We start from the raw sequence: 25,274 nt of genomic DNA, 5'->3' as shown, positions 1-25,274 counted from the left end.
TGGAAGGCGCAAGGGGATTACGGTCTGAAAAATGAAAAATGCAATCGTCATTGTTGATTAGTGAAAAATGATTACGTATTGCGCGGATTTATTGATGGATCTTCAGTTTTATCGTGGATTAATTGAATTATGTTTTTCCTGATGGCGTTTCGCTTATCAGACCTACAATGTTGTTCGAACCGTAGGCCTGAAAGCTATGCGTCATCAGGCAGAGGACAGGTTTAGATAACGTCTATCTCGGCGACGGAAGGGTAAATCCAGCTTGGGCGGAACGGCATACTGTCAATATCATTGATCGTTGATACGCCTGAAAGCACCAGAATGGTCTCCAGACCGGCCTGGAACCCCGCCAGAATGTCGGTGCGCAGGTTATCGCCGACAATAACGGTCTCTTCCGAGTGCGCCTGCATTTTGTTTAACGCCGCGCGGATGATCCACGGGCTGGGTTTGCCGACATAAAATGGCTTCCGGCCGGAAATTTTTTCAATGCCTGCGCACAGCGCGCCGCAGGCCGGATAAAAGCCGCGACCGTGGGTATCCGGGTTGGTGGCGATAAAGCGCGCGCCATTGGCGACGAAAAATGCTGCTTTATGCATCATGTCCCAGTTGTAGGAGCGGGTTTCTCCAACGATGACAAAATCAGGGTTCACATCGGTAATGGTAAAACCCGCTTTATAGAGCTCGTGAATAAGCGCGCCTTCGCCCACGACATACGCTTTTTTACCTTCCTGACGGCGCAGAAAATCGGCTGTCGCCATTGCTGACGTATAAAACACGCTGTCCGGCACGTTAACGCCAGCGGTAGCAAAACGGTTCGCCAGATCCTGGCCGGTTTGCGATGGGTAATTGGTCAGCAGCACCAGCGGCAGACCTTTTTCCAGAATCCCCGTCAGAAATTCCGCCGCACCGGGTACGGCTACGTTGTCGTGCATCAGCACGCCGTCGATATCGCAGATTACATTCTTGATGGTCATGAACTACCCAAGGAATTTGTGAATAATCCGATACTATAAGAGCGCATCAACTTTCCAGCAAACGTTGCAGCAATGTTCCGTTGAGCATGGCGCGTTTAACTAAGGCAAATGCGCCGATAGCAGAACGGTGATCCAGCGTGGAGCGTACCACCGGCAAATTTTTGCGAAATGCCTTTAACGCCTGAGTATTGATACAGCTTTCGATAGCGGGCAACAGGACTTTATCGGCTTCAATGATCTCGCCGGCAATGACGATTTTTTGCGGATTAAACAGGTTGATAGCAATGGCGATCGTTTTGCCCAAATGGCGACCAACATGCTCAATGACTTCCGAGGCCAGGCTGTCACCCCGGTTTGCCGCCTTACAGATGGTTTTAATCGTGCAGTCGTCAAGCGGAACACGGCTTTGATACCCTTGTTTAAGCAAATTCAGCACCCGTTGTTCAATCGCCGCATTGGCGGCAATGGTTTCCAGACAGCCGAAATTACCGCAGTGGCAGCGCTCGCCCAACGGCTCCACCTGAATATGCCCAATTTCGCCGACGTTGCCGTTACGGCCAATGAAGATGCGTCCGTTGGAGATAATCCCGGCGCCTGTACCACGATGAACGCGCACCAGAATCGAGTCCTCGCAATCCTGACTGGCGCCGAAGTAGTGTTCCGCCAGCGCCAGGCTACGGATATCGTGTCCCACGAAACAGGTAACGTGAAACCGTTTTTCCAGCGCTTCGACCAGTCCCCAGTTTTCAACCTGAATGTGCGGCATGTAACGAATCACGCCGCTTTCCGGATCGACAAGCCCTGGCAGGATCACCGAGATAGCGATCAATTCACGAATTTTACGCTGACAGCTATCAATAAAGACGGCGATGGTGTTGAGCAGCGCATGTTCCAGCGTCTCCTGGGTGCGCTCCGGTAGCGGATAATGCTCCTCAGCGACCACTTTACTGCTCAGATCGTAGAGCGTTAAAGTGGTGTCATGACGGCCCAGGCGAACGCCAATGGCATGGAAGTTACGGGTTTCCGTGACGATAGAGATAGCGCGGCGGCCTCCGGTAGAGGCCTGCTGATCGACTTCTTTGATCAGCCCGCGTTCAATGAGTTGACGCGTAATTTTCGTTACGCTGGCGGGAGCAAGCTGGCTTTGCTCGGCAATTTGTATGCGCGAGATAGGACCATGTTGGTCAATCAGGCGGTAAACGGCCGCGCTGTTAAGCTGTTTTACGAGATCAACGTTACCTATCTGAGCTTGTCCGCCTGGTGTCATATTCTCACTTACTCAAGTCAACGACCTCGTCACCATTAACGATGGTCTTGATAATTTTAAAATCGTGGGTGAACGCGGTCAGGTTGGCGACTTTACCCGGCGCAATGCTACCGAGATGTTTATCAACGCCGATAGCGCGAGCCGGATAGAGCGTTGCCATGCGCAGCACTTCATCCAGCGCGATGCCGCAATGCGCGACCAGGTTGCGTACGCCTTCAATCATGGTTAAGGACGAACCGCTCAACGTACCGTTTTCATCCACACACAGTCCATTGCGGTAGTATATTGTTTTACCTGCGAAAATGAACTGCTCAATATTGGCCCCCGCCGGTGCGGTGGCGTCTGTCACCAGACAAAGTTTGTCGCCTTTCAGGCGTTTGGCATTGCGAATGTTGGCGTAGTCGACATGCAGACCATCGGCGATAATGCCGCAATAAATATCCGCTTCGTCCAGAACAGCGCCAGCAAGGCCCGGCTCACGCCCTGTAATGTACGGCATCGCGTTAAACAGGTGAGTCGCAAAGGTAATCCCGGCGCGGAAGCCCGCTTTTGCCTCTTTTAACGTCGCGTTGGAGTGGCCTGCGGAAACCACAATGCCCGCATTCGCCAGTTTAGCGATTACGTCGGCAGGCACCATTTCCGGCGCGAGTGTAACTTTGGTGATGACGTCGGCATTATCGCACAAGAAATCAACCAGCGCAGCGTCTGGTTTACGCACGAAATCAGGATTATGGGTGCCTTTTTTTACCAGATTAAGCCAGGGCCCTTCCAGGTGGAGACCCAGCGCCTGGTGCGGATGTTTTTCCAGGTATTCGCGCATGACGCGAATACCCTGTTTCATCAATTCGTCGCTGGTAGTGATAAGCGTTGGCAGAAAGTTAGTACAGCCCGATTTTTCATTGGCTTTCTGCATAATTTCCAGCGTTTCAACGCTGACGGCTTCTGTGGTATCGTTAAACTGCACGCCGCCGCAGCCGTTTAGCTGCACATCAATAAAACCGGGGGAGAGAATGGCCCCATTCAATGAGCGTTGTTCTATTCCCGGCGGCAGTTCGGCCATCGGACAAACGCGGTCAATCAGGCCATTAGCGACAACAAGCGCATGGTCATCAAGAATTTCGTGACCGGTAAAGATCCGGCCCTGGGTTAAAGCATACATTCCGACCCCCGATATCAAAAATTTACCGCCCCGCATTGACTGGCGGGGCGGAGACAACATTACAGACCTTTAATATTTTCTGCTTCTAATTCATTGAAATATTTCAATGTTTTAACTTTAAGTTCCATTGTGGAAGGCTCATCGCATACCACAACCGCTTTCGGATGGAGTTGCAGGCAGCTAATAGTCCACATATGGTTGACGTTGCCTTCAACCGCCGCCTGCAGCGCCTGGGCTTTCTGATGGCCCAGCACCAGAATCATCACTTCTTCCGCATCCAGCAGCGTGCCCACGCCTACCGTCAGCGCGTATTTCGGCACCTGGTTTACGTCGCCGTCAAAGAAGCGGGAGTTCGCTACGCGAGTATCATGGGTTAACGTTTTGATACGGGTACGGGAAGCCAGGGAAGACGCCGGTTCGTTAAAGGCGATGTGACCGTCGTTGCCGACGCCGCCCATAAACAGATGGATTTTACCGTAAGAACGAATTTTTTCTTCATATTGACGGCATTCTGCATCGATATCCGGTGCGTTACCGTTGAGAAGATTGATGTTTTCTGCTGGAATATCAACGTGATCGAAAAAGTTACGATGCATAAAGCTGTGGTAGCTTTCCGGGTGCTCTTTCGGCAGGCCAACATATTCGTCCATATTAAAGGTGACCACATGCTTAAAGCTGACCTCGCCCGCTTTGTGCATCTCAACCAGCGCTTTGTACGCCGTTAGCGGCGTGCCGCCGGTAGGCAGTCCAAGGACAAACGGACGATCGGCGGTCGGTTTGAACGCATTAATACGGTTAACGATATGGCGAGCGGCCCATTTGCCAACCTGTTCTGCGGTACTCAGGGGGATCAGTCTCATTCTTCACCTCAATAATCAATGTCAAAATTTGGCGGATCGTATTAAGCGTAACCTGGATATCCAGGGTTCGTGTTCAATCCGTCCTGATTTTTTGAATCATAAAATAAGTTTTCCGTGTTAGCCAGTGGATGGTGGGGGTAATTACGATATTTAGTGATTATAATCACAAAAAACACCCGTTTAATTTGCGAGGCGAATTAATTTTCCACACACTCTGCAGAAGATGATCTCACCGTTCGATTACAGAACATCACGTTTTTAACGTTTGCAGCACAATAAAAAACGGCTTCAAAGAAGCCATATCGGCGTCTCGTAGGGGGAATAAGATGAATATTTTAGGTTTTTTCCAGCGGCTGGGTAGGGCGTTGCAGCTCCCTATCGCCGTGTTGCCGGTGGCAGCGTTGTTGCTGCGATTCGGCCAACCAGATTTGCTGAATATGCCGTTTATCGCGCAAGCGGGCGGGTCTATTTTCGATAACCTGGCGTTGGTTTTCGCTATCGGCGTGGCCTCCAGTTGGTCTAAAGATAGCGCAGGCGCGGCAGCGCTGGCGGGAGCCGTGGGTTACTTCGTCATGACCAAAGCGATGGTGACGATTAACCCGGAAATCAACATGGGCGTGCTGGCGGGGATTATTACCGGTCTGGTCGGCGGCGCGGTTTATAATCGCTGGTCTGGTATCAAACTGCCTGATTTTCTCAGTTTCTTCGGTGGAAAACGTTTTGTGCCGATCGCAACGGGCTTTTTCTGTCTGGTGCTGGCCGCTATTTTCGGTTACGTCTGGCCGCCGGTACAGCATGGCATCCATGCGGGCGGTGAATGGATCGTTTCCGCAGGCGCGCTGGGTTCCGGTATCTTTGGCTTCATCAACCGTCTGCTGATCCCCACCGGTCTGCATCAGGTACTGAACACCATCGCCTGGTTCCAGATTGGCGAATTCACCAATGCCGCAGGCACTGTATTCCACGGCGACATCAACCGCTTCTATGCTGGCGACGGCACGGCGGGGATGTTTATGTCCGGCTTCTTCCCGATCATGATGTTTGGCCTGCCGGGTGCCGCTCTGGCGATGTATTTCGCCGCGCCGAAAGAACGTCGTCCGATGGTGGGCGGTATGCTGCTGTCTGTCGCGATCACCGCGTTTCTGACCGGCGTAACCGAGCCGCTGGAATTCCTGTTTATGTTCCTGGCGCCGCTGCTGTACCTCCTGCACGCCATTTTGACCGGTATCAGCCTGTTCGTCGCGACGTTGCTGGGTATCCATGCGGGCTTCTCTTTCTCGGCAGGCGCGATCGACTATGTTCTGATGTATAACCTGCCAGCGGCCAGCAATAACGTCTGGATGTTGCTGGTGATGGGCGTTGTATTCTTTATCATCTACTTCCTGCTGTTCAGCGCGGTTATTCGTATGTTTAACCTGAAAACGCCGGGCCGCGAAGATAAAGTTGATGAGATGGTAACGGAAGAAGCCAACAGCAACACCGAAGAAGGGTTAACGCAACTGGCGACCAGCTATATTGCTGCGGTTGGCGGTACGGACAACCTGAAAGCGATCGATGCGTGTATTACCCGTCTGCGCCTGACCGTGAACGACTCTGCTCGCGTCAACGATGCGGCCTGCAAACGCCTCGGCGCTTCCGGCGTGGTGAAACTGAACAAACAGACCATTCAGGTTATTGTCGGCGCGAAAGCGGAATCGATTGGCGATGAAATGAAGAAAGTGGTGGCGCGGGGGCCGGTCGCGGCAGCGTCTGCTGATGCGGCTCACGTTGCAACACCTGCTCCGGCGGCCAAACCCCAGGCGGTGCCGAATGCGGTGACTATCGCTGAACTGGTCTCTCCGATTACCGGTGAGGTAGTGGCGCTGGATCAGGTACCGGATGAAGCTTTCGCCAGCAAAGCGGTCGGCGACGGCGTGGCGGTGAAACCCACCGATAAAACCGTGGTTTCTCCGGCGGCGGGTACTATCGTGAAAATCTTCAACACTAACCACGCGTTCTGTCTGGAAACCGAAAAAGGCGCGGAGATCGTTGTCCATATGGGTATCGATACCGTCGCGCTGAACGGTCAGGGCTTCAAGCGTCTGGTAGAAGAGGGTGCGGAAGTCACGGCGGGTCAGCCGGTGCTGGAACTGGATCTGGACTTCCTGAATGCCAACGCGCGCTCCATGATAAGCCCGGTTGTTTGCAGCAACAGCGATGACTTCAGCGCTCTGGTCATCAAAGCGGATGGTCACGTGGTAGCGGGTAAAACGCCACTGTACGAGATCAAGAGCAAATAATCGCTTCCTGGCCGGATAAGGCGTAAGACGCCATCCGGCGATATCACAGGAAACATAAGCGGCAGAGGGAAACCTTCGCCGCTTTTTTTTACCGCAATTAGCCCCAATATTTTCTGCAAAGCCACTTTTTAAGTAACTAAAGGTTGTCAGTCTGTCCGGCTTATAAGATCATATGCCGTTATACGTTGTTTACGCTTTGAGGAATCCACGATGAGTGAGGCTGAAGCCCGCCCGACTAACTTTATTCGTCAGATTATTGATGAAGATCTGGCGAGTGGTAAACATACCACTGTCCATACCCGTTTTCCGCCGGAGCCGAATGGCTATCTGCACATCGGCCACGCGAAATCTATCTGCCTGAACTTTGGCATCGCGCAAGATTATCAGGGCCAGTGCAACCTGCGTTTCGATGACACCAACCCGGTAAAAGAAGATATCGAGTACGTTGATTCGATCAAAAACGACGTCGAGTGGTTAGGCTTTCACTGGTCTGGCGATATTCGCTACTCCTCCGATTACTTTGACCAACTGCACGCCTATGCGGTCGAGCTGATCAATAAAGGCCTGGCCTACGTTGATGAGCTGACGCCGGAGCAGATCCGCGAATACCGCGGTACGCTGACCGCGCCGGGTAAAAACAGCCCGTTCCGCGATCGCAGCGTCGAAGAGAACCTCGCGCTATTTGAAAAAATGCGTACCGGCGGTTTTGAAGAGGGTAAAGCCTGTCTGCGCGCTAAAATCGACATGGCGTCGCCGTTTATCGTGATGCGCGATCCGGTGCTGTATCGCATTAAATTCGCCGAGCATCATCAGACCGGCAACAAGTGGTGCATCTACCCGATGTACGACTTTACTCACTGCATCAGCGATGCGCTGGAAGGCATTACTCATTCTCTGTGTACGCTGGAGTTCCAGGACAACCGTCGTCTGTACGACTGGGTGCTGGACAACATCACCATTCCGGTTCACCCGCGCCAGTACGAATTCTCGCGGCTGAATCTGGAATACACCGTGATGTCCAAGCGTAAGCTGAACCTGCTGGTGACCGACAAACACGTCGAAGGCTGGGATGATCCGCGTATGCCGACTATTTCCGGTCTGCGCCGTCGCGGCTATACCGCGGCTTCTATTCGTGAGTTCTGCAAACGCATCGGCGTCACCAAGCAGGACAACACTATTGAGATGGCGTCGCTGGAATCCTGCATTCGCGAAGATCTGAACGAAAACGCGCCGCGCGCGATGGCGGTAATCGATCCGGTAAAACTGGTTATCGAAAACTACCCGCAGGGCGAGAGCGAAATGGTTACCATGCCTAACCATCCGAATAAACCGGAGATGGGCAGCCGTGAAGTGCCGTTTAGCGGTGAGATCTGGATCGATCGCGCAGATTTCCGCGAAGAAGCGAACAAGCAGTACAAGCGTCTGGTGATGGGCAAAGAAGTGCGTCTGCGTAATGCCTACGTCATTAAAGCGGAGCGCGTAGAGAAGGATGCCGAAGGGAATATCACCACCATCTTCTGTACCTATGATGCCGATACGCTGAGTAAAGATCCGGCTGACGGGCGTAAAGTGAAAGGCGTAATCCACTGGGTTAGCGCAGCACATGCGCTGCCGATTGAAATTCGTCTCTACGACCGTCTGTTCAGCGTGCCGAACCCGGGCGCCGCGGAGGACTTCCTGTCTGTTATCAACCCCGAATCATTAGTGATTAAGCAGGGGTATGGCGAGCCGTCGCTGAAAGCGGCGGTAGCAGGGAAAGCTTTCCAGTTTGAACGTGAAGGTTACTTCTGCCTTGACAGCCGCTATGCAACGGCCGATAAGCTGGTCTTTAACCGCACCGTGGGCCTGCGTGATACCTGGGCGAAAGCGGGCGAATAAGCACTGCGCCAACAGGCGAATGCTGTAAAAATACCTTGTCAACGCCGCGTTTTGCGGCGTTTTTTCTCTGCATTTCTAAGTCGATTCTCTTTTTTGCGAGGCGAATTAATTATTCTCTGAAAATTATTGATCTGATAAATGATTATTAATCTAAATGTTATAAGCGTCAGGTCAACAGGAGACAATTATTTTCATGCCTATGGAGAACAAGTCAATTTTCTTTCTGGTGGTCTGCTTCCCCCACCAGCAGTTGAATGTAACAGAAAGCAATTAAATATGTGCGGTTGCTCATATTATTACATACTGGTTACAGAAAGAGATTGATAATTCGCATCGCGAAAAATAGTCTATTTAACGTAGTAAATGAGGTTTCTCAGCGCTACTTTTTATTTTTATTTTTTCGCTGTTCGCTTTTGTCGGCAGCAATTTATACGTCAAAGAGGATTAACTTATGCGTACGTTTAGTGGCAAACGTAGTACGCTGGCTCTGGCTATCGCCGGTATCACAGCAATGTCGGGGTGGATCGTTGTTCCGCAGGCGCAAGCCTCCGGCTTTTTCGACGACTCCACGTTAACGGGCGGCATCTATTATTGGCAGCGTGAACGCGATCGCAAAGATGTGACCGACGGCGACAAATATAAAACTAACCTTTCTCATGCGACCTGGAACGCTAACCTGGATTTTCAGTCTGGTTACGCTGCGGATATGTTCGGTCTGGATATCGCGGCGTTTACCGCGATTGAAATGGCAGAAAACGGCGACAGCGGTCATCCAAACGAAATTGCTTTCTCGAAAAAGAATAAAGGCTACGACGAAGACTATTCCGGCGATAAGAGCGGTATCAGTCTTTATAAAGCCGCCGCGAAATTTAAATATGGCCCGGTCTGGGCGCGCGCCGGTTATATTCAGCCTACCGGTCAGACACTGTTAGCGCCGCACTGGAGTTTTATGCCGGGTACCTATCAGGGTGCGGAAGCCGGCGCCAGTTTTGACTATGGCGATGCGGGCGCGTTAAGTTTTTCCTACATGTGGACTAACGAATATAAAGCGCCGTGGCATACCGAAATGGATAAGTTTTATCAGGCGGATAAAAAAACCAATGTGGATTATCTCCACTCCATCGGCGCGAAGTACGACTTCAAAAATGATCTGGTGCTGGAAGCGGCGTTTGGTCAGTCCGAAGGCTATGTCGATCAGTATTTCGCGAAGGCCAGCTATAAATTTGATTTAGGCGGCAATCCGTTCACCACCAGTTACCAGTTCTACGGCGCGCGCGACAAAGTAGACGATCGCAGCGTGAATGATATTTACGACGGTACGGCCTGGCTGCAGGCGTTGACCTTCGGCTACAAAGTCGCGGAAGTGGTTGACCTGCGTCTGGAAGGCACCTGGGTGAAAGCGGACGGTCAGCAGGGCTATTTTCTGCAACGTATGACGCCAACCTACGCCTCTTCAAACGGTCGTCTGGATATCTGGTGGGATAACCGCTCCGATTTTAACGCTAACGGTGAAAAGGCGGTTTTCTTCGGCGCGATGTATGACCTGAAAAACTGGAATCTGCCGGGCTGGGCTGTGGGCGCGTCTTACGTTTACGCCTGGGATGCTAAACCGGCAACCTGGCAAAGTAACCCGGATGCTTACTACGACAAAAACCGCACTATCGAAGAGTCCTCATACAGTCTGGATGCGGTCTATACCCTGCAGGAGGGGCGTGCCAAAGGCACCATGTTCAAACTGCACTTCACCGAATATGACAACCACTCCAATATTCCAAGCTGGGGCGGTGGTTACGGCAACATCTTCCAGGATGAACGTGACGTGAAATTTATCGTTATTGCGCCATTCACTATTTTCTGATGTCAGATGCGGCAGGCTGCCGGTCTGCCGCGCTGTTGAGGAACGACCTATGAAAAAAATTTTACTCATCGCCAGCATGACCGCCGGTTTGACGGCCTGCGCGTCATCACCCGCGCCGGAAGAAGATAGCCGGCTGAAAGAGGCGTACAGCGCCTGTATCAATACCGCACAGGGCTCGCCTGAGAAGATAGAGGCCTGCCAAAGCGTACTGAATGTCCTTAAAAAAGACCGCAAACATCAGCAATTTGCTAACGAAGAAAGCGTGCGGGTACTGGACTATCAGCAGTGCATTCAGGCGACGCGCACGGGTAACGATCAGGCGGTCAAGGCTGACTGCGACAAGGTCTGGCAGGAAATTCGCAGTCATAATAACGTGCAATAAAAACCTGCCTTGCCACCCACGGGCGAATGTTTTCCGCCCGTGGTTTTTTCAGGCTTTATTTTCTGCCGCGATATAGCCGCGACTCAGACGTACAAACAGCATCGCCGTCGCGGCAAGTCCACATAACGCCGCGCACATCAGCCACCAGCCGGGCGAGCTTTTGTCGCCGGTTAACTTTACCAGCGCGGTAGAGATGGCCGGCGTCAGGCCGCCAAAAATCGCCGTCGCCAGGCTAAAGGCCAGCGAGAAACCAACGGTACGCACATAGACTGGCATCACTTCGGTTAACGCCGCGACCATTGCGCCGTTATACATGCCAAAAAAGAAAGAGAACCACAGCAGTACCAGCGTCATGCGGGTAAAGTCAGGCGCGGCGGTCAGCCACTGCATGACGGGCCAGGTGGTGATCAGCGCCAGCAACGTAATGCCCATTAACACGGCGCGACGGCCAATCCGGTCGGAAATCGCGCCGCCAATGGGTAACCAGATAAAATTGGACACCCCCACCAACATGGTGACGATCAAACTGTCCCGCGTGCTGAGATTAAGCACGGTTCTGCCATAGGTCGGCGTATAAACGGTGATAAAATAAAACGTTGTGGTGGTCATCGCCACCAGCAGCGTTCCGGCCGTAATAATGCGCCAGTTTTTGGCGATAGTTGCAAAAATTTCCCTGGTGTCGGGGCGATGCTTGCGTTGTAAAAACGCCTCTGTTTCTTGTAATGAACGACGTAAAACAAAAATCAGCGGAATGATCATACAGCCGATAAAGAACGGAATTCGCCAGCCCCACTCCGATATCGCGTCGTGTCCCAGCGTGATATTCAGGCTATAACCAATCAACGCGGCGACAACGATCGCGACCTGCTGACTGGCGGATTGCCAGCTGGTATAAAACCCTTTATTGCCTGGCGTTGCGATTTCGGACAGATAGACCGAGACGCCGCCTAACTCAACGCCCGCAGAAAATCCTTGTAATAACCGGCCCAACAGCACCAACGCAGGCGCTGCCAGGCCGATCGTTTGGTAGCCGGGGACGAGGGCGATGAGCAACGTACCGCAGCCCATAATCGCCAGCGTCACCATCAGCCCTTTACGACGTCCGATTCTGTCAATATAGGCGCCAAGCACAATCGCGCCGACGGGGCGCATTAAAAAACCGGAGCCAAAGACGGCAAAGGTCAACATTAATGAGGCAAATTCGCTTTCCGCCGGAAAAAACGTTCTGGCGATATAGGTGGCGTAAAATCCGAACAAGAAAAAATCAAACTGTTCAAGGAAATTGCCGCTTGTCACGCGCAGTATTGCGCCGAACGTGCCGGCGCGCGATGTTGCAGGTGTGTGTTGTGCCATAGGGTTTGCTCTCCACTGTCTTTATTGTTTTATGGGTAAGATGTTGCGGGTCAGTTGCCTGTATCCCCCGCATGTTTTCCGCGTCGCTTCTCAACTGCCCATTTGAGTAAGGCCGCGCAGCGGAAAAATCCGTGGGCGAATTTTCCGTAGGGAAGAGTGAGAAAGAGCGCCATCACCACGCCTAAATGGAGCGCCAGCAGTATGCCCATTCCGCTGGTGTCTCTGCCTGCCAGCAGCGCCAGCCCGGTAAGACTGGTTAAGAACAGCAGCAGAATAAAGCCGCGATCCATGGGTTTCTGGCGCACATCGCCATGTAACGGCGACCGCCGCAGATTGAGCCACAGTAGCCCGGCCGGGCCGATAAGCAGACCGATACCGCCCAGCGTGCCGAGCATGACCGGCAGGCTAAAGAACGGGTAGGGCGCTTCCCAACCGGCGACGTAGTGATAGCCCGTCGCCACGACCGTGGCGGCAAAACAGAGCATAAAACCGTAGAAGGTAAAGTGATGAAAGCGACGGCGCAGCAGCGTGAACGCATCGTCCGCTTCGTTACAGCCTTTGCCGTGACCGCCGTCGAGATATTTCAGCGTTAACGCATTGTGCGACGCTTCCGCAATCTCCGCCGAACGCGGTACACCCGGCGAGATCTCACGCCAGAAGCGGATTACGCCCGCCATAAGCAAACCGATTGCCAGCACAAAAACTGAGCCAAACATCCATGCCAGCAGGCTATGCGGAAAAATTTGATAGAAGTCACCGGCCAGCGGCGGATGAATCAGCGACCCTTTCAGCGCCATCGTCAGTAATAAAAAGAGCGTCAGACCGACTATCAGCGCCAGCGCGACGGTGATCCCCGCCCGACGGTATAACGCGCCAAAAGCGGCGGGCTGGGCATACTGTTGATACGTCTCCAGGCGGGCTTGCGCCATCGCTTTCGGCACGTTAATGGCAAATTCATGGGGCGGCGCGTACTGGCACGCGTGCAGGCAGGCGCCACAGTTATGACATAAATTCGCCAGATAATGAATATCGGCTTTACCGAATTCGAGCCGCTGGGTCATCGCCGGAAATACCGCGCAAAAACCTTCGCAGTAGCGACACGCGTTACACACTTGCATGACGCGTTCGACCTCGGCTTCCGGTTCGGTAAGCACGGTGGCCTCAATGATTAATTTTTCAAGCTGTTTCATGCTGCGCCTCCTTGTGCGCCGCGCGGGCGGCTTCTATTCCCGCAATGCGGCCAAAGGTTGTGCCGATAGACATGCCTACGCCTGCGGTATACCCCTTGCCCAGAACATTTCCTGCCATCATCTCGCCGGCAACAAACAGGTTGCGGCTTGGATGACCGGCAAAATGCACCGCGGCACGTTCATTGACTTTCAGACCCAGGTAGGTAAACGTGATGCCGGGTCGCAGCGCATAACCGTAGTAGGGCGGTGCATCAAGCGGGCGCGCCCAGTGGGTTTTCGCCGGCGTCAGGTTTTTAGTAGCGCAGTCATCAAGCAAGGTATGATCAAAATGACCGGGTTGGCAGGCCTGGTTATACTGCGTGACGGTATGGGTAAATTTTTCCGCGTCCAGCCCCAACTGGCAGGCCAGTTCAGCCAGCGTATTGGCCTGCGCGCCAGGAAAAACCGGCGGCATAAAGTGGCCGATGGCTTTGCTGTCAATAATCGAATAGCCAATTTGTCCTGGCTGTTGAGCCACCAGCCGCCCCCAAATGGCGTAACGCTTCGGCCAGAAATCTTCGCCTTCATCATAAAAACGTTCGGCGTCGCGATTCACGACAATACCCAGCGATACGCAATCCACGCGAGTACAAATACCGCCGTCGTACAGCGGCGCCCTGGCATCAATCGCTACGCAGTGCGACTGGGACGGATCGCCAATGATATCCGCGCCGGCATCCATCATAAATTTGAGTAATACGCCCTGGTTAAAACGCGTGCCGCGAATCAGAAAATTATCCGCGGGCCATTCGCCGCGGGCGTTTTCTCCCCAGGCTTCCCGCAGCCATTCACGGTTTGATTCGAAACCGCCAGCCGCTAATACGCAGGCTTTGGCGGTAATACGTTCGCTACCCGCCAGCGCTGCCACGAATTCGCCGTCATGAAGTTCAAGCGCGTGAACCGGCGTGTTATAGCGAATCTGTACGCCCAGCCGTTCGGCGCTACGGTAATAGGCATTGACGAGCGCTTTCCCGCCGCCCATAAAAAACGCATTGGTGCGCGCAACGTGGAGCGCACCAGATAATGGCGGTTGAAAGTTAACGCCATGTTTGCGCATCCAGTCGCGGCATTGCGAAGAGGTGCGAATGACCAGCCGCGCCAGCGCCTCGTTGGTGTTGCCGTCGGTGACTCGCCACAGATCCTGCCAGAATTCCTCTTCAGGATAGCTTTCTACCAGCACATCCTGCGGCGCATCATGCATACAGCGCAGGTTTCGTGTATGCTGAGAATTTCCGCCGCGCCATTCTCGCGGGGCAGCCTCCAGCAGCAGAACCGATGCGCCCGCTTCCCGTGCGGTCAGGGCGGCGCATAATGCGGCATTGCCTCCGCCTATCACCAGTACATCAACCATCTTATACTCCCGTACCATTTAACTATTTGTTAAATTTGTAATTGAAATGTATACGGATAAATAAGCGGCGCGCTATCAGGTAGCGCTAAACAGGGGTTTAGTAAGCGTAAAGGGTTGCGCCTGGCCATTCACCGGCGTCGACTAACTGACGCATAACTTTGGTAAGGACTACTCTGGCGGCAAGGCCGGCGGGCGTCAGTTCATCATCCGACAGGCTGACTAAAAAATTGGGGCGGCTGAGTACCGGATTATGGACGCCGATCACGCGTAGCGCGTCGTTATCCAGATGAGAAATCGCCGCGCCGGGCTGCAACGTGGCGCCAAGACCGTCGCGCACGGCGCGCATCAACAACGCCAGGCCGTCAATTTCCGCGACGATTTCAACGTTAAGCGCATGTTCCTGGCAGACAGCGTCCAGCCTGCCGCGCAGCCCGTGTCCCTGGCTTGGCATAATGAGCGGAATGCCTGCCAGTTGTTCAGGTGTGATCGGGTTATCAGGAAGCGCCGTCAGCAGGGCATGGGAGCCAATCAGAAAAAGCTGTTCTTCAAGGATCGGTCTGGCGCTCCAGCGCAGGATTTTATCTTTTTGAAAGACAACGGCTAAATCAATCTGGCGGGTATTGATCATTCTTTCCAGATTACCGGACAAGCTTTCCACCACATGCAGTCGGACATCGGCATAGTTTTCCTGCATGGCATGGATAAACGGTATACCCAGTATGGAGGCGGTACTGGGGGCCATTCCTACGCTCACATGACCGGAAAGGCGCGCTTCTCTGGCGGCGAGAATCGCGTCGTCGGCATGACGCAGGGCGAGTTGCGCCTGTGAATAAAAGGCCAGCCCGGCGTTGGTTGGCGTTACGCCGCGCGAGGTGCGCTGCAGCAGACGGATAGCAAGCTCGTTTTCCAGACGGGACATCTGTTGACTTAATGCTGAAACGCCAATATCAAGATCCTGTGCGGCGCTGCCCATACTGCCGGTTTCAATAATACGCACGAAATAGCGTAACTGGCGAAGCTCCATTCCTGCTCTCCTGAGATGCGATAGCGTTTTTTACATTAAATCAACATCAAGCGGCAGGAAAGAGGAGGATATAAAAAAGCCAACCGGGCGGTTGGCTCTTCGAAAGATTTACACTTATTTAGTCGCGTCATCGTGCGCGTGCTCGTCTTCGCGGCAGTCGCCTTCAGCGCAGTGGCCGTAAAGATAGAGGCTGTGATTAGTTAAACGAATACCGTGTTTCGCCGCAATTTCACGCTGGCGCGCTTCAATAGAGTCATCACTAAATTCAATCACTTTTCCGCAGTCAAGGCAGATAAGATGGTCGTGATGATGCTGTTGCGTCAGTTCAAAAACGGATTTACCGCCTTCAAAATTATGGCGGGTCACGATACCGGCATCGTCAAACTGGTTCAGCACACGGTATACGGTTGCCAGACCGATTTCTTCACCCATGTCGATCAGGCGTTTGTATAAATCTTCCGCACTGACGTGATGGTTATCTGGTTCCTGAAGAACTTCCAGAATTTTTAAACGAGGAAGCGTTACTTTCAGGCCAGCCTTCTTTAATGCGGTATTGTTGTCAGTCATGCGGAATCTGTCCTGTTGCTAAACGATTCACTTCATTAGAGAAGTGACAGAAATTGCACTCAAGATAATGCGTATCATTATAGGACTGCCATGCCGAAATGAAAACCGCAAGTCTCTCGCAGATGTTAATAAAACTGTGGTTTTGCCTGCAAATTCTGGCGCCACCTGATTACACCCGGACATTGTACAGGGATGGGTGCGAAAGTTACAAATTTGTAGCAATTATTTTGATTGGTCTTGTCTATTGATGCGGCGCAGATATAACGCTGCGCCGCATAAGATTAGGCGTTGAGGATGTCGTCGAGGTGCAATTCAGCCGAAACTTGCTTAACCCATTTTTCAACACGCTCGGCGGTCAGTTCAGGCTGACGGTCTTCGTCAATCGCCAGACCGACAAAATGATCGTCGTCAGCCAGACCTTTAGAGGCTTCAAAATGATAGCCTGCGGTTGGCCAGTGACCCACAATCGTGGCGCCGCGCGGCTCAATAATGTCGCGAATCGTGCCCAGCGCATCACAGAAGTATTCCGCGTAGTCTTCCTGATCGCCACAGCCAAACAGCGCCACCAGCTTACCGTTAAAGTCAATCTCTTCGAGAGTCGGGAAGAAGTCATCCCAGTCACATTGCGCTTCGCCATAATACCAGGTTGGGATGCCCAGCAGCAGAATGTCATACCCTTCCAGGTCTTCTTTACTGCTTTTTGCAATGTCATGCACATCGGCAACGTCTTTACCAAGCTGTTTTTGAATCATTTTTGCGATATTTTCGGTATTACCGGTGTCGCTGCCGAAAAAGATGCCAGTGATTGCCATGAGTAAAATAACCTCTTGAAACTTATTGAAATGGTGGTGGCGAATTGCCCACGGATAAGGGCAATCATAGCAGAACAGGCAGATATGCGGAAACAGCAATCACGCGGGACTGCACGCTCTGCTACACGAAATATGAAACAAAACTTATTTTCAGACTAAACCCTGGCCGCGCAGCGCCATAAGCTGCTTCATTAATATTTCTTCAATGAGCTCGCTGCGGCTAATGTTGCGCGCTTCGGCCAGCTCATTCAGCGCGTCAACCGCTTGTGCGTTGAGTTTTAATTCGACACGCTTGAGGCCACGAACTTTGTCGCGTTTTAACTGGTTGCGCTTGTTGATGCGTAACTGTTCATCGCGCGAAAGCGGATTCGTTTTAGGTCGTCCCGGGCGACGCTCGTGCGCGAACAGATCTAATGTCGTACGGTCCGTTTGTTCTTTGGCCATGATTTTGGTGACTTCGGGGGAAACAATCAGCCAGGCTTATGCCCGGATGGATAGCGCGCCATCATACATCAGCGAGGAAGCGACGCCAACGCCCGCGCGCGTAATCGCGCACAGGCGATGAGTTTTTAATCAGTTAGCGTTTATCGTGCAGATAACGGCGGATGGCGCGCAGAACCGCCTCTGGTTTTTCGGCATGTACCCAGTGGCCGGCGCCGGCGATCACATGCGCGCGCGCCAAAGGGAATTGTGCCAGCAGCGTGTCGCGGTACGCTTCGGTCACGTACGGCGAGTTACCGCCTGGAATAAACAGCGCCGGATGTTCCCAGGGCGGAATGGTTTCCCAGCCGACGATATGCGGATACTGCTCCCATAATACCGGAACATTAAAACGCCATTCGCCTTCAGCCCAGGATTTTAACAGAAACTGGATCACGCCTTCTTCGTTGAGGTGCTGGCGCATAATCCCTGCCGCCTGTTGGCGGGATGTCGCGTTGGATTCGCTGACGGCGTTAATGGCCGCGAAAATGCGATCGTGGCGGCAAACATGATAATCCACGGGGGCGATATCAATCGCGACCAGACGATCGATGCGATCGGGCGCCAGCGCCGTCAGCGCCATTACCGCTTTTCCGCCCATAGAATGACCAATAAACGTCGCTTTTTCAATCTGCTGCGCGTCAAGCGTATCCAGAAGATCCTGGGCCATTGCCGGATAATCCATGACCGGATCGCGCGGCGATAAACCATGATTGCGCATATCGACCTGAATAATGTCGTGATCGGTCACCAGATCGCGCGCCAGTACGCCGAGGTTGTCCAGGCTGCCAAACAGACCATGAACGAGAACGATGGGGGAATTATTGTGCAGGTTTTGTGCAGATTGCGCTCGGATGTTTAATTTCATGGCAAAGTTCTTTTTTTCGCTCTGTCGGGTTAGGGTATTATGTTGACCATTCTGCCACTGGGCTGCAACCTCTAAGGTTTACTCCGAGTTTTTTTGTCAGCCGGGCTTAACGCTATCCGCTGTTGGGATTTGTTCCTATAATCCCAATGACTTGTATTCAGCAAAGACATCGCACTGGATTAAGATGAAAACGATTGAAGTTGATGATGAACTCTATAGCTATATTGCCAGCCACACCAAGCATATCGGCGAGAGCGCATCCGACATTTTACGGCGTATGTTGAAGTTTTCCGCCACGACACAGCCAACGGCTTCAGCGGTGAAGGGGACGCCTGCGGCGCAACCCGTTGCCGAAGCGAAACCGGTTAACCCGGTAAAAGACAAAGTTCGCGCGATGCGTGAGCTGTTGTTGTCTGACGAATATGCCGAGCAGAAAAAAGCGGTCAACCGCTTTATGCTGATTCTGACTACACTCTATTCACTGGATCACCACGCGTTTGCGGAGGCGACGGAGTCGTTGCATGGCCGCACGCGCGTCTATTTTGCGGCGGATGAACAAACGCTGCTGAAAAATGGGAATCAAACTAAACCTAAGCACGTTCCCGGCACGCCGTACTGGGTGATCACCAACACCAACACCGGCCGTAAATGCAGCATGATCGAACACATCATGCAGTCAATGCAATTCCCGGCGGAATTGATTGAAAAGGTTTGCGGAACAATTTAATCCTTGCATTAGAAGGACCAGGCAATGGCAATCCACAACCGCGCAGGACAACCCGCGCAACAGAGTGATTTGATTAACGTCGCCCAACTGACGGCGCAGTATTATGTACTGAAACCGGAGGCAGGGAATGCAGAACATGCCGTGAAATTTGGCACTTCCGGCCATCGCGGCAGCGCAGGTCGTCACAGTTTCAACGAACCGCATATTCTGGCGATCGCCCAGGCGATTGCTGAAGAGCGGGCGAAAAATGGCATTACCGGCCCCTGCTATGTGGGGAAAGACACCCATGCGCTCTCGGAACCGGCCTTCATTTCCGTGCTGGAAGTGCTGGCGGCAAACGGCGTAGACGTTATCGTGCAGGAAAATAATGGCTTTACGCCAACGCCTGCCGTGTCAAATGCTATCCTGGTCCATAACAAAAAAGGCGGCCCGCTGGCAGACGGTATTGTCATTACGCCGTCGCACAACCCGCCGGAAGATGGCGGTATTAAATATAATCCGCCCAATGGCGGCCCGGCGGATACCAACGTTACTAAAGTGGTAGAAGATCGCGCCAATGCGCTGCTGGCGGGCGGCCTGCAAGGCGTTAAGCGCATCTCTCTGGATGCGGCAATGACCTCGGGCCACGTTAAAGCGGTAGATCTGGTGCAGCCATTTGTCGAAGGGCTGGCGGATATCGTTGATATGGCGGCGATTCAGAAAGCCGGTCTGACGCTGGGTGTCGATCCGCTGGGCGGCTCCGGTATTGAATACTGGAAACGTATCGCTGAGCATTACAAACTTAACCTGACGTTAGTTAACGATCAGGTTGATCAAACCTTCCGCTTTATGCACCTTGATAAAGACGGCGCGATCCGTATGGATTGCTCCTCCGAATGTGCGATGGCGGGTTTGCTGGCGCTGCGTGACAAGTTTGACCTGGCCTTCGCCAACGACCCGGACTACGACCGTCATGGCATCGTGACGCCTGCAGGGCTGATGAACCCGAACCATTATCTGGCGGTCGCCATTAACTATCTGTTCCAGCATCGTCCGCTGTGGGGCAAAGACGTGGCTGTCGGTAAAACGCTGGTCTCTTCCGCGATGATTGACCGCGTGGTGAATGATTTGGGACGCAAGCTGGTAGAAGTGCCGGTTGGCTTCAAATGGTTTGTTGACGGTTTGTTCGACGGCAGCTTTGGTTTCGGCGGGGAAGAGAGCGCGGGCGCTTCGTTCCTGCGTTTCGACGGTACGCCGTGGTCTACCGATAAAGACGGTATCATCATGTGCTTGCTGGCGGCGGAAATCACCGCCGTTACCGGGAAAAACCCGCAAGAGCATTACAATGAACTGGCAGCGCGTTTTGGCGCGCCAAGCTATAACCGTCTGCAGGCGAGCGCGACCTCGGCCCAGAAAGCGGCATTGTCTAAACTGTCTCCGGAAATGGTCAGCGCCAGCACTCTGGCAGGCGACCCGATCACCGCGCGTCTTACCGCAGCGCCGGGTAATGGCGCATCGATTGGCGGCCTGAAGGTAATGACCGACAACGGCTGGTTCGCCGCGCGTCCATCCGGTACGGAAGACGCTTACAAGATCTATTGCGAAAGCTTCCTGGGGGAAGAACATCGCAAGCAGATTGAGAAAGAAGCCGTTGAAATCGTTAGCGAAGTATTGAAAAACGCCTGATGGGCGATATGGAAGAAAAAGGAGCCGTAAGGCTCCTTTTTTATATTAACGGCGCTGCGCTTATCAGGCCTGTAAATCGCCTCCAGGCCGGATAAGGCGCTTGTGCTATCTGACTTATTCGCTCTGAGTCGCCAGATGTCGGCGGCAGGTGAGGGCGTCGCATTCGATACGCACCACGCAAACCGCTTTCATCATATCTTCCCGATAACTGAAGGTTTTTCCCGGATCGGTCTGGCGCATAATGACGTCCAGGCCGTAGCGCATCTCCTCGCGCGTTTGCAATATCGATGCCAGTCCGGTGGCGAAAACGCTGGTGTAGGCGTAGCTATAATCACAGGGGTTATCGGCACGTAGTAATGCATGGTCGCCGTCCATTTCAATGCATACTGCCGGGTTCTTACGTAACAGACGCATCTTTTTCCCGGTGCGTGCGCCGTGAAAATAAAATATCCAGCGTCCGTTCTGATACTCGTAGCCAAAATTTACGGGGACAACATACGGACAGAGATTGTCGTTAAACCCTATCCGACACACTTCGTGTTTACTGAGAATAGCCAGTATTTCTGCTATATCAGTGACTTCCCGTTCTGGATTACTCATTTCTATTATCTTATTCAAAGAGTGAAAATGCCCGGCCTACCGTTACCGCAGCCCGGGCGTGCCATCAGCCGTGTTTATTTTTCAATTCAAAACGCGGTGAGACCAGGCCGTATAACGTCCAGCCGAGGAAGGTCACAATTGAGCCGTACAGCATGGCTTCTTCACCGGAGGAATATAGCGCGTAGAAGCTATACATGGCGCCAACGAAGGCCACGAAGTTAGCGACTTTCGCTTTTGATGACGGCACATTCGCCATTTTCTGAATGATAACCAGCGCGGCCATCGACAGAATATACGGAATAATGTTCGTCACCACCGCCAGGTTAACCAGGACGTTAAACTGACTATTCAGCGACGGGCTAATGGTCATCAGCGACAGGCCAGTCTGAATAATCACAATAATCAGCATCCCCTGTACCGGCGCGTCGACTTTCGTTACACGAGAGAAGACTTTCGGGAAATAGCCTTCGTCAGCGGAGGATTTAAAGACCTGGGCGATAGTGAACTGCCAGCCCAGCAGCGAGCCGCAGCAGGACATTACCATCAGCGCCATGATCACTTTACCTACCGCAGGCGTGAACATCTGTGCAAACGCCAGACCAAACGGCGCCGTGGAGTTCGCCAGATCCATGTTCGGCACAATCCCGGCAATCACGTTAGTCGAAACGATATAGATGACCGCCGCGCCCAGCGTACCGCCCAGTACCGCAATGGGGACGTTCTTTTCCGGATTCTCGACCACGTCTGCGTTGGCGCAGGCGGATTCCAGTCCAAGAAATGCCCACAACGTCATGGCGATGGAAGAACCGACCGCGCTAAAGAACGGAACATGGTGCGGGTTCCATGACGCTACGTACATGCTGGGGCTAAACCAGAACCAGCCAATGATGCACAGGCCGACAACCGGAATGATGACGCCCCAAACGGTAACGCTACTGATCTGTCCGGTAATACGCGCGCCGCCAAAGTTTGCGATGGTACAAACCCACAATACGGCGATAGTCGCCAGACCGATCTGGAGCGGCGTCAGCGCGGCGCCGAACAGTTCGGTGCCATAGCCGACAGCGGAGATGGCGATAGCCACGTTGGCGATCAGCAGCGAGACGCCGTAGGTATAGTTCGCCATAAAGTTGCCGGATTTACCGAAGGCATATTCGGCGTAACCGCCCATGCCGCCGGATTTACGGCTAAACATACCGCATTTCGCAAACGCCCAGGCCAGCGCCATCGAGCCGACGGCGGTGACCAGCCAGGAGATAATGGATATCGTGCCGACTTCAGACAGTTTGGTCGGTAGCATGATGATCCCGGAGCCCATCATGTTGACCATAGTCAGAATTGTGAGCTGCACGACACCCATTTTATTGGATTTAGGTTTACTCATAATTTTTCCTCCTTCAGCAGGGAGCGCTGCGCGTCACGAGGTTTAATGACGTAGCACCAGACCTGCTTACGGCCGTCGTGTTCTTCGATATAAACGCCCTGCAGTTCAGGCGCAAAGCCCGGCAGCAGGTTGATCCCTTCTTCCAGGGCGCTGAAGTAACGCAGGACAGAACCGCCCCAGATTTCACCCGGAACTACACACAGCACTCCCGGCGGGTAAGGCAGAGCGCCTTCAGCCGCGATACGACCTTCCGCTTCCGGCAGGCGAACCAGTTCGACCTCGCCGCGCAGATAGGCATAGTTGGCCTCTTGCGGATTCATACTGACTTTCGGGAAATGCGATTTACGGAACATTTCTTTTTGCAGTTGTTTCACGTTGTGCCGCGCATAGAGATCGTGCATCTCCTGGCAAAGCTGACGCAGGGTATAGCCGGCATAACGCGCTTCATGCTGTTTGTAGATGGACGGTAATACTTCCGCTAACGGCGCATCAGCTTCCAGCAGTTTTTCGAAACGAGCCAGCAGGGCGACAAGCTGTTGTAACTTCGCCATGTCTTCTGCCGGCGTCAGCAGGAACAGAATGGAGTTGAGGTCGCATTTTTCCGGCACAACGCCGTTCTCGCGCAAGAAGTTGGCGAGGATCGTGGCAGGAACGCCAAAGTCTTCATATTCGCCGCTCGCTGCATTAATGCCCGGTGTGGTGAGCAGCAGTTTGCAAGGGTCGACAAAGTACTGATGTTCGGCATAGCCTTCAAACGCATGCCAGTGTTCTCCCGGAACGAAGTGGAAGAAGCGCAGATCGCTGGCGATCTCTGACGTCGGGTATGACTGCCACGGCTTACCATCAATCAGTTCCGGTACGAACGGACGGATGTGATGACAGTTTTCGAGGATCAATTTACGGGCATCGATGCCGTTAACCACGCAATCCATCCACATATTGCGACCGCTGACGCCTTCGTGCATTTTGGCGTTAACGTCCAGCGCGGCGAACAGCGGATAGAACGGGCTGGTGGAGGCGTGCATCATAAAGGCGTTGTTCATGCGCTTATGCGGAACGTAGCGCGATTGCCCTTTGATATGGCTATCTTTTTTATGGATCTGCGAGGTCTGGGAGAAACCGGCTTGTTGTTTATGAACGGACTGCGTCACCAGAATACCCGGATCGTTTTCGTTCAGTTCCAGCAGCAGCGGCGAACAATCGGCCATCATCGGAATAAATTGTTCATAGCCGACCCAGGCGGAGTCAAACAGGATGTAGTCGCACAGATGACCAATTTTATCAACGACCTGACGGGCGTTATAAATGGTACCGTCGTAGGTGCCTAACTGGATGACGGCCAGACGGAATGGACGTGCTTCGCGGGCACGCTGCGGCGCGACTTCGCTAATCAGCTCGCGCAGGTAATCTTCTTCGAAGCAGTGAGCGTCGATCCCGCCGATAAAACCATACGGGTTACGCGCGGTTTCCAGATAAACTGGCGTTGCGCCCGCCTGCAATAATGCGCCGTGGTGGTTAGATTTGTGGTTGTTACGGTCAAACAGTACCAGATCGCCCGGCGTTAACAGCGCGTTGAGTACGACTTTGTTAGAGGAGGAGGTCCCGTTCAGCACAAAGTAGGTCTTATCGGCGTTAAAGACTTTCGCCGCATGTTGCTGCGCAATGCAAGGCGCGCCTTCGTGAATCAGCAGATCGCCCATCGCCACGTCCGCGTTGCATAGGTCGGAGCGGAAGAGCGTTTCGCCAAAGTATTCCACGAACTGATTACCGGCAGGATGACGGCGGAAGAATTCGCCGCCCTGATGCCCCGGGCAGTCAAATGCGCTGTTGCCCTGGTTGACATAATCCACCAGCGCGCGGAAAAACGGCGGACGTAACTGCGTTTCGTAGTGGCTTGCTGCGGTTTCCAACTGGCGACCATAGAAGGCAGTACGGGATTCATTATATTCGAATACACCAGAGATACGCGGCAAATACTCAGGCGGTACGCGCCCTTCGTCATGAGTCGCGACAAACACGGGAATACCGTAACCCGTTGCGTCGATTTCATCGAGTTTTCCGTGTTCAATGTCGTCGATGGATAACACGATGGCAGCCACGTCGATGAAACGACTCTCATCAACATTTACAATATTACGGTGTGTAGAAAAACAATCCGGGCAATGACGGCTAACGGCAATTTTTAATTCTGACATTTTTCATCTCTTTATTTCAGGTAATAGCAGGCCCTCAATTTCTCGCATGAGAAACTGATTCTTCCGGAAAAAATCAAAGCTATCCCGCTGATAAAAAAATCAGTAAATTAGCTTTATTTTAGATGTAATAAATCCCAACCCGTCCGGTTGCAGGAAATTCAGGATTTAAGGAGTTGAGTACTACGATATACAGGCAGAAACCGCGATAACTAAAATTGCGCTGAGTCGGAATTTCTTCTGTCAAACCACATGGTTAGCTGGCTGGGCGTAAAGGAATTACCGTACTGTCGCTTTTAACAATTCGAGTTATTTAGGCAATAGACCTGAATGACATAAGGGTCGGAAAGACCTGTATGCTGAAG

21 protein-coding genes and 1 pseudogene are annotated in these 25,274 nt (G+C 52.9%); 6 read left to right on the top strand and 16 right to left on the bottom strand.

Annotated features, from left to right (window positions below):
• Positions 1-221 precede the first annotated feature (221 nt).
• From nagD to nagB, 4 genes are read right to left on the bottom strand one after another with little or no spacing between them, the layout of a single operon-like run.
• Complete coding sequence (gene nagD / locus ACLJTG_RS10065; RefSeq protein ID WP_000153143.1) at positions 222-974, bottom strand: ribonucleotide monophosphatase NagD; 753 nt, start codon at positions 972-974, stop codon at positions 222-224.
• 46 nt (positions 975-1,020) lie between these two features.
• Entirely contained in the window at positions 1,021-2,241 is a 1,221-nt protein-coding gene (gene nagC, locus ACLJTG_RS10060) for a DNA-binding transcriptional regulator NagC (RefSeq protein WP_000187578.1), read from the bottom strand.
• A 4-nt stretch (positions 2,242-2,245) separates the two neighbouring features.
• Positions 2,246-3,400 (bottom strand): N-acetylglucosamine-6-phosphate deacetylase, encoded by a 1,155-nt coding sequence (gene nagA / locus ACLJTG_RS10055; RefSeq protein WP_000271191.1) that lies wholly within the window; start codon positions 3,398-3,400, stop codon positions 2,246-2,248.
• Positions 3,401-3,459: 59 nt separating this feature from the next.
• Positions 3,460-4,260, bottom strand: coding sequence for a glucosamine-6-phosphate deaminase (nagB, locus tag ACLJTG_RS10050; RefSeq protein ID WP_001237059.1), 801 nt, complete (start codon positions 4,258-4,260; stop codon positions 3,460-3,462).
• 326 nt (positions 4,261-4,586) lie between these two features.
• Between nagB and nagE the strand changes: the two genes are divergently transcribed.
• The 4 genes from nagE (at position 4,587) to chiQ (ending at position 10,657) form a co-directional block, all read left to right on the top strand.
• A complete protein-coding gene (nagE, locus tag ACLJTG_RS10045) occupies positions 4,587-6,539 on the top strand; it encodes a PTS N-acetyl glucosamine transporter subunit IIABC (RefSeq protein ID WP_001023068.1) in 1,953 nt (650 codons plus the stop codon).
• Positions 6,540-6,749: 210 nt separating this feature from the next.
• Positions 6,750-8,417, top strand: coding sequence for a glutamine--tRNA ligase (glnS, locus tag ACLJTG_RS10040; RefSeq protein WP_001287181.1), 1,668 nt, complete (start codon positions 6,750-6,752; stop codon positions 8,415-8,417).
• 451 nt (positions 8,418-8,868) lie between these two features.
• Positions 8,869-10,275 carry a chitoporin ChiP gene (gene chiP / locus ACLJTG_RS10035; protein ID WP_001258803.1) on the top strand — a complete coding sequence of 469 codons (1,407 nt, stop codon included), beginning with the start codon at positions 8,869-8,871 and terminating at the stop codon, positions 10,273-10,275.
• A 49-nt stretch (positions 10,276-10,324) separates the two neighbouring features.
• Positions 10,325-10,657: a ChiQ/YbfN family lipoprotein gene (chiQ, locus tag ACLJTG_RS10030; protein ID WP_000722258.1), complete on the top strand. Its 333-nt coding sequence runs from the start codon at positions 10,325-10,327 to the stop codon at positions 10,655-10,657.
• A 48-nt stretch (positions 10,658-10,705) separates the two neighbouring features.
• On the opposite strand, the gene tcuC is transcribed toward chiQ, so the two are convergent.
• From tcuC to ybfF, 9 genes and pseudogenes are all read right to left on the bottom strand, one after another.
• The gene (gene tcuC, locus ACLJTG_RS10025) at positions 10,706-12,010 is read right to left on the bottom strand and encodes a tricarballylate/proton symporter TcuC (RefSeq protein WP_410958961.1); all 1,305 of its coding nucleotides are present in this window, start codon (positions 12,008-12,010) and stop codon (positions 10,706-10,708) included.
• Positions 12,011-12,060: 50 nt separating this feature from the next.
• Positions 12,061-13,200, bottom strand: coding sequence for a tricarballylate utilization protein TcuB (gene tcuB / locus ACLJTG_RS10020; protein ID WP_017465563.1), 1,140 nt, complete (start codon positions 13,198-13,200; stop codon positions 12,061-12,063).
• On the bottom strand, positions 13,187-14,590 hold the full coding sequence (gene tcuA / locus ACLJTG_RS10015) for an FAD-dependent tricarballylate dehydrogenase TcuA (protein WP_000228705.1): 1,404 nt from the start codon (positions 14,588-14,590) through the stop codon (positions 13,187-13,189). The genes tcuB and tcuA overlap by 14 nt, the downstream gene beginning before the upstream one ends.
• Positions 14,591-14,687: 97 nt before the next feature.
• Positions 14,688-15,614 (bottom strand): tricarballylate utilization LysR family transcriptional regulator TcuR, encoded by a 927-nt coding sequence (gene tcuR / locus ACLJTG_RS10010; RefSeq protein ID WP_000423378.1) that lies wholly within the window; start codon positions 15,612-15,614, stop codon positions 14,688-14,690.
• A gap of 114 nt (positions 15,615-15,728) precedes the next feature.
• A complete protein-coding gene (fur, locus tag ACLJTG_RS10005) occupies positions 15,729-16,181 on the bottom strand; it encodes a ferric iron uptake transcriptional regulator (protein ID WP_000131699.1) in 453 nt (150 codons plus the stop codon).
• Positions 16,174-16,259 (bottom strand): annotated as a pseudogene (locus tag ACLJTG_RS10000) (ryhB-regulated fur leader peptide). The gene fur and the pseudogene ACLJTG_RS10000 overlap by 8 nt, the downstream one beginning before the upstream one ends.
• 203 nt (positions 16,260-16,462) lie before the next feature.
• A complete protein-coding gene (fldA, locus tag ACLJTG_RS09995; RefSeq protein WP_001018621.1) occupies positions 16,463-16,993 on the bottom strand; it encodes a flavodoxin FldA in 531 nt (176 codons plus the stop codon).
• Between the two features lie 150 nt (positions 16,994-17,143).
• Positions 17,144-17,437, bottom strand: coding sequence for a LexA regulated protein (gene ybfE / locus ACLJTG_RS09990; protein ID WP_001040939.1), 294 nt, complete (start codon positions 17,435-17,437; stop codon positions 17,144-17,146).
• A 133-nt stretch (positions 17,438-17,570) separates the two neighbouring features.
• Positions 17,571-18,341, bottom strand: a complete 771-nt coding sequence (gene ybfF / locus ACLJTG_RS09985) for an esterase (protein WP_023260536.1) — start codon at positions 18,339-18,341, stop codon at positions 17,571-17,573.
• Positions 18,342-18,525: 184 nt separating this feature from the next.
• Here ybfF and seqA point away from each other — a divergent pair, with 184 nt between their 5' ends.
• Both seqA and pgm read left to right on the top strand, forming a co-directional pair.
• Positions 18,526-19,068 carry a replication initiation negative regulator SeqA gene (gene seqA, locus ACLJTG_RS09980; protein ID WP_000848395.1) on the top strand — a complete coding sequence of 181 codons (543 nt, stop codon included), beginning with the start codon at positions 18,526-18,528 and terminating at the stop codon, positions 19,066-19,068.
• 24 nt (positions 19,069-19,092) lie between these two features.
• On the top strand, positions 19,093-20,733 hold the full coding sequence (pgm, locus tag ACLJTG_RS09975; protein ID WP_079986940.1) for a phosphoglucomutase (alpha-D-glucose-1,6-bisphosphate-dependent): 1,641 nt from the start codon (positions 19,093-19,095) through the stop codon (positions 20,731-20,733).
• A gap of 114 nt (positions 20,734-20,847) precedes the next feature.
• On the opposite strand, the gene ACLJTG_RS09970 is transcribed toward pgm, so the two are convergent.
• From ACLJTG_RS09970 to speF, 3 genes are all read right to left on the bottom strand, one after another.
• Complete coding sequence (locus ACLJTG_RS09970; protein ID WP_079951130.1) at positions 20,848-21,333, bottom strand: pyridoxamine 5'-phosphate oxidase family protein; 486 nt, start codon at positions 21,331-21,333, stop codon at positions 20,848-20,850.
• A 64-nt stretch (positions 21,334-21,397) separates the two neighbouring features.
• Complete coding sequence (potE, locus tag ACLJTG_RS09965) at positions 21,398-22,717, bottom strand: putrescine-ornithine antiporter (RefSeq protein ID WP_000042658.1); 1,320 nt, start codon at positions 22,715-22,717, stop codon at positions 21,398-21,400.
• A complete protein-coding gene (gene speF, locus ACLJTG_RS09960; RefSeq protein ID WP_001292402.1) occupies positions 22,714-24,912 on the bottom strand; it encodes an ornithine decarboxylase SpeF in 2,199 nt (732 codons plus the stop codon). The genes potE and speF overlap by 4 nt, the downstream gene beginning before the upstream one ends.
• Positions 24,913-25,274: the final 362 nt, after the last annotated feature.

The sequence above is a fragment of the Salmonella sp. SAL00672 genome, assembly GCF_046552175.1.
GTDB lineage: Bacteria > Pseudomonadota > Gammaproteobacteria > Enterobacterales > Enterobacteriaceae > Salmonella > Salmonella enterica.
The sequence above is the reverse complement of the archived record's forward strand: the minus strand, read 5'-3'. Positions and strand labels throughout refer to the sequence as shown.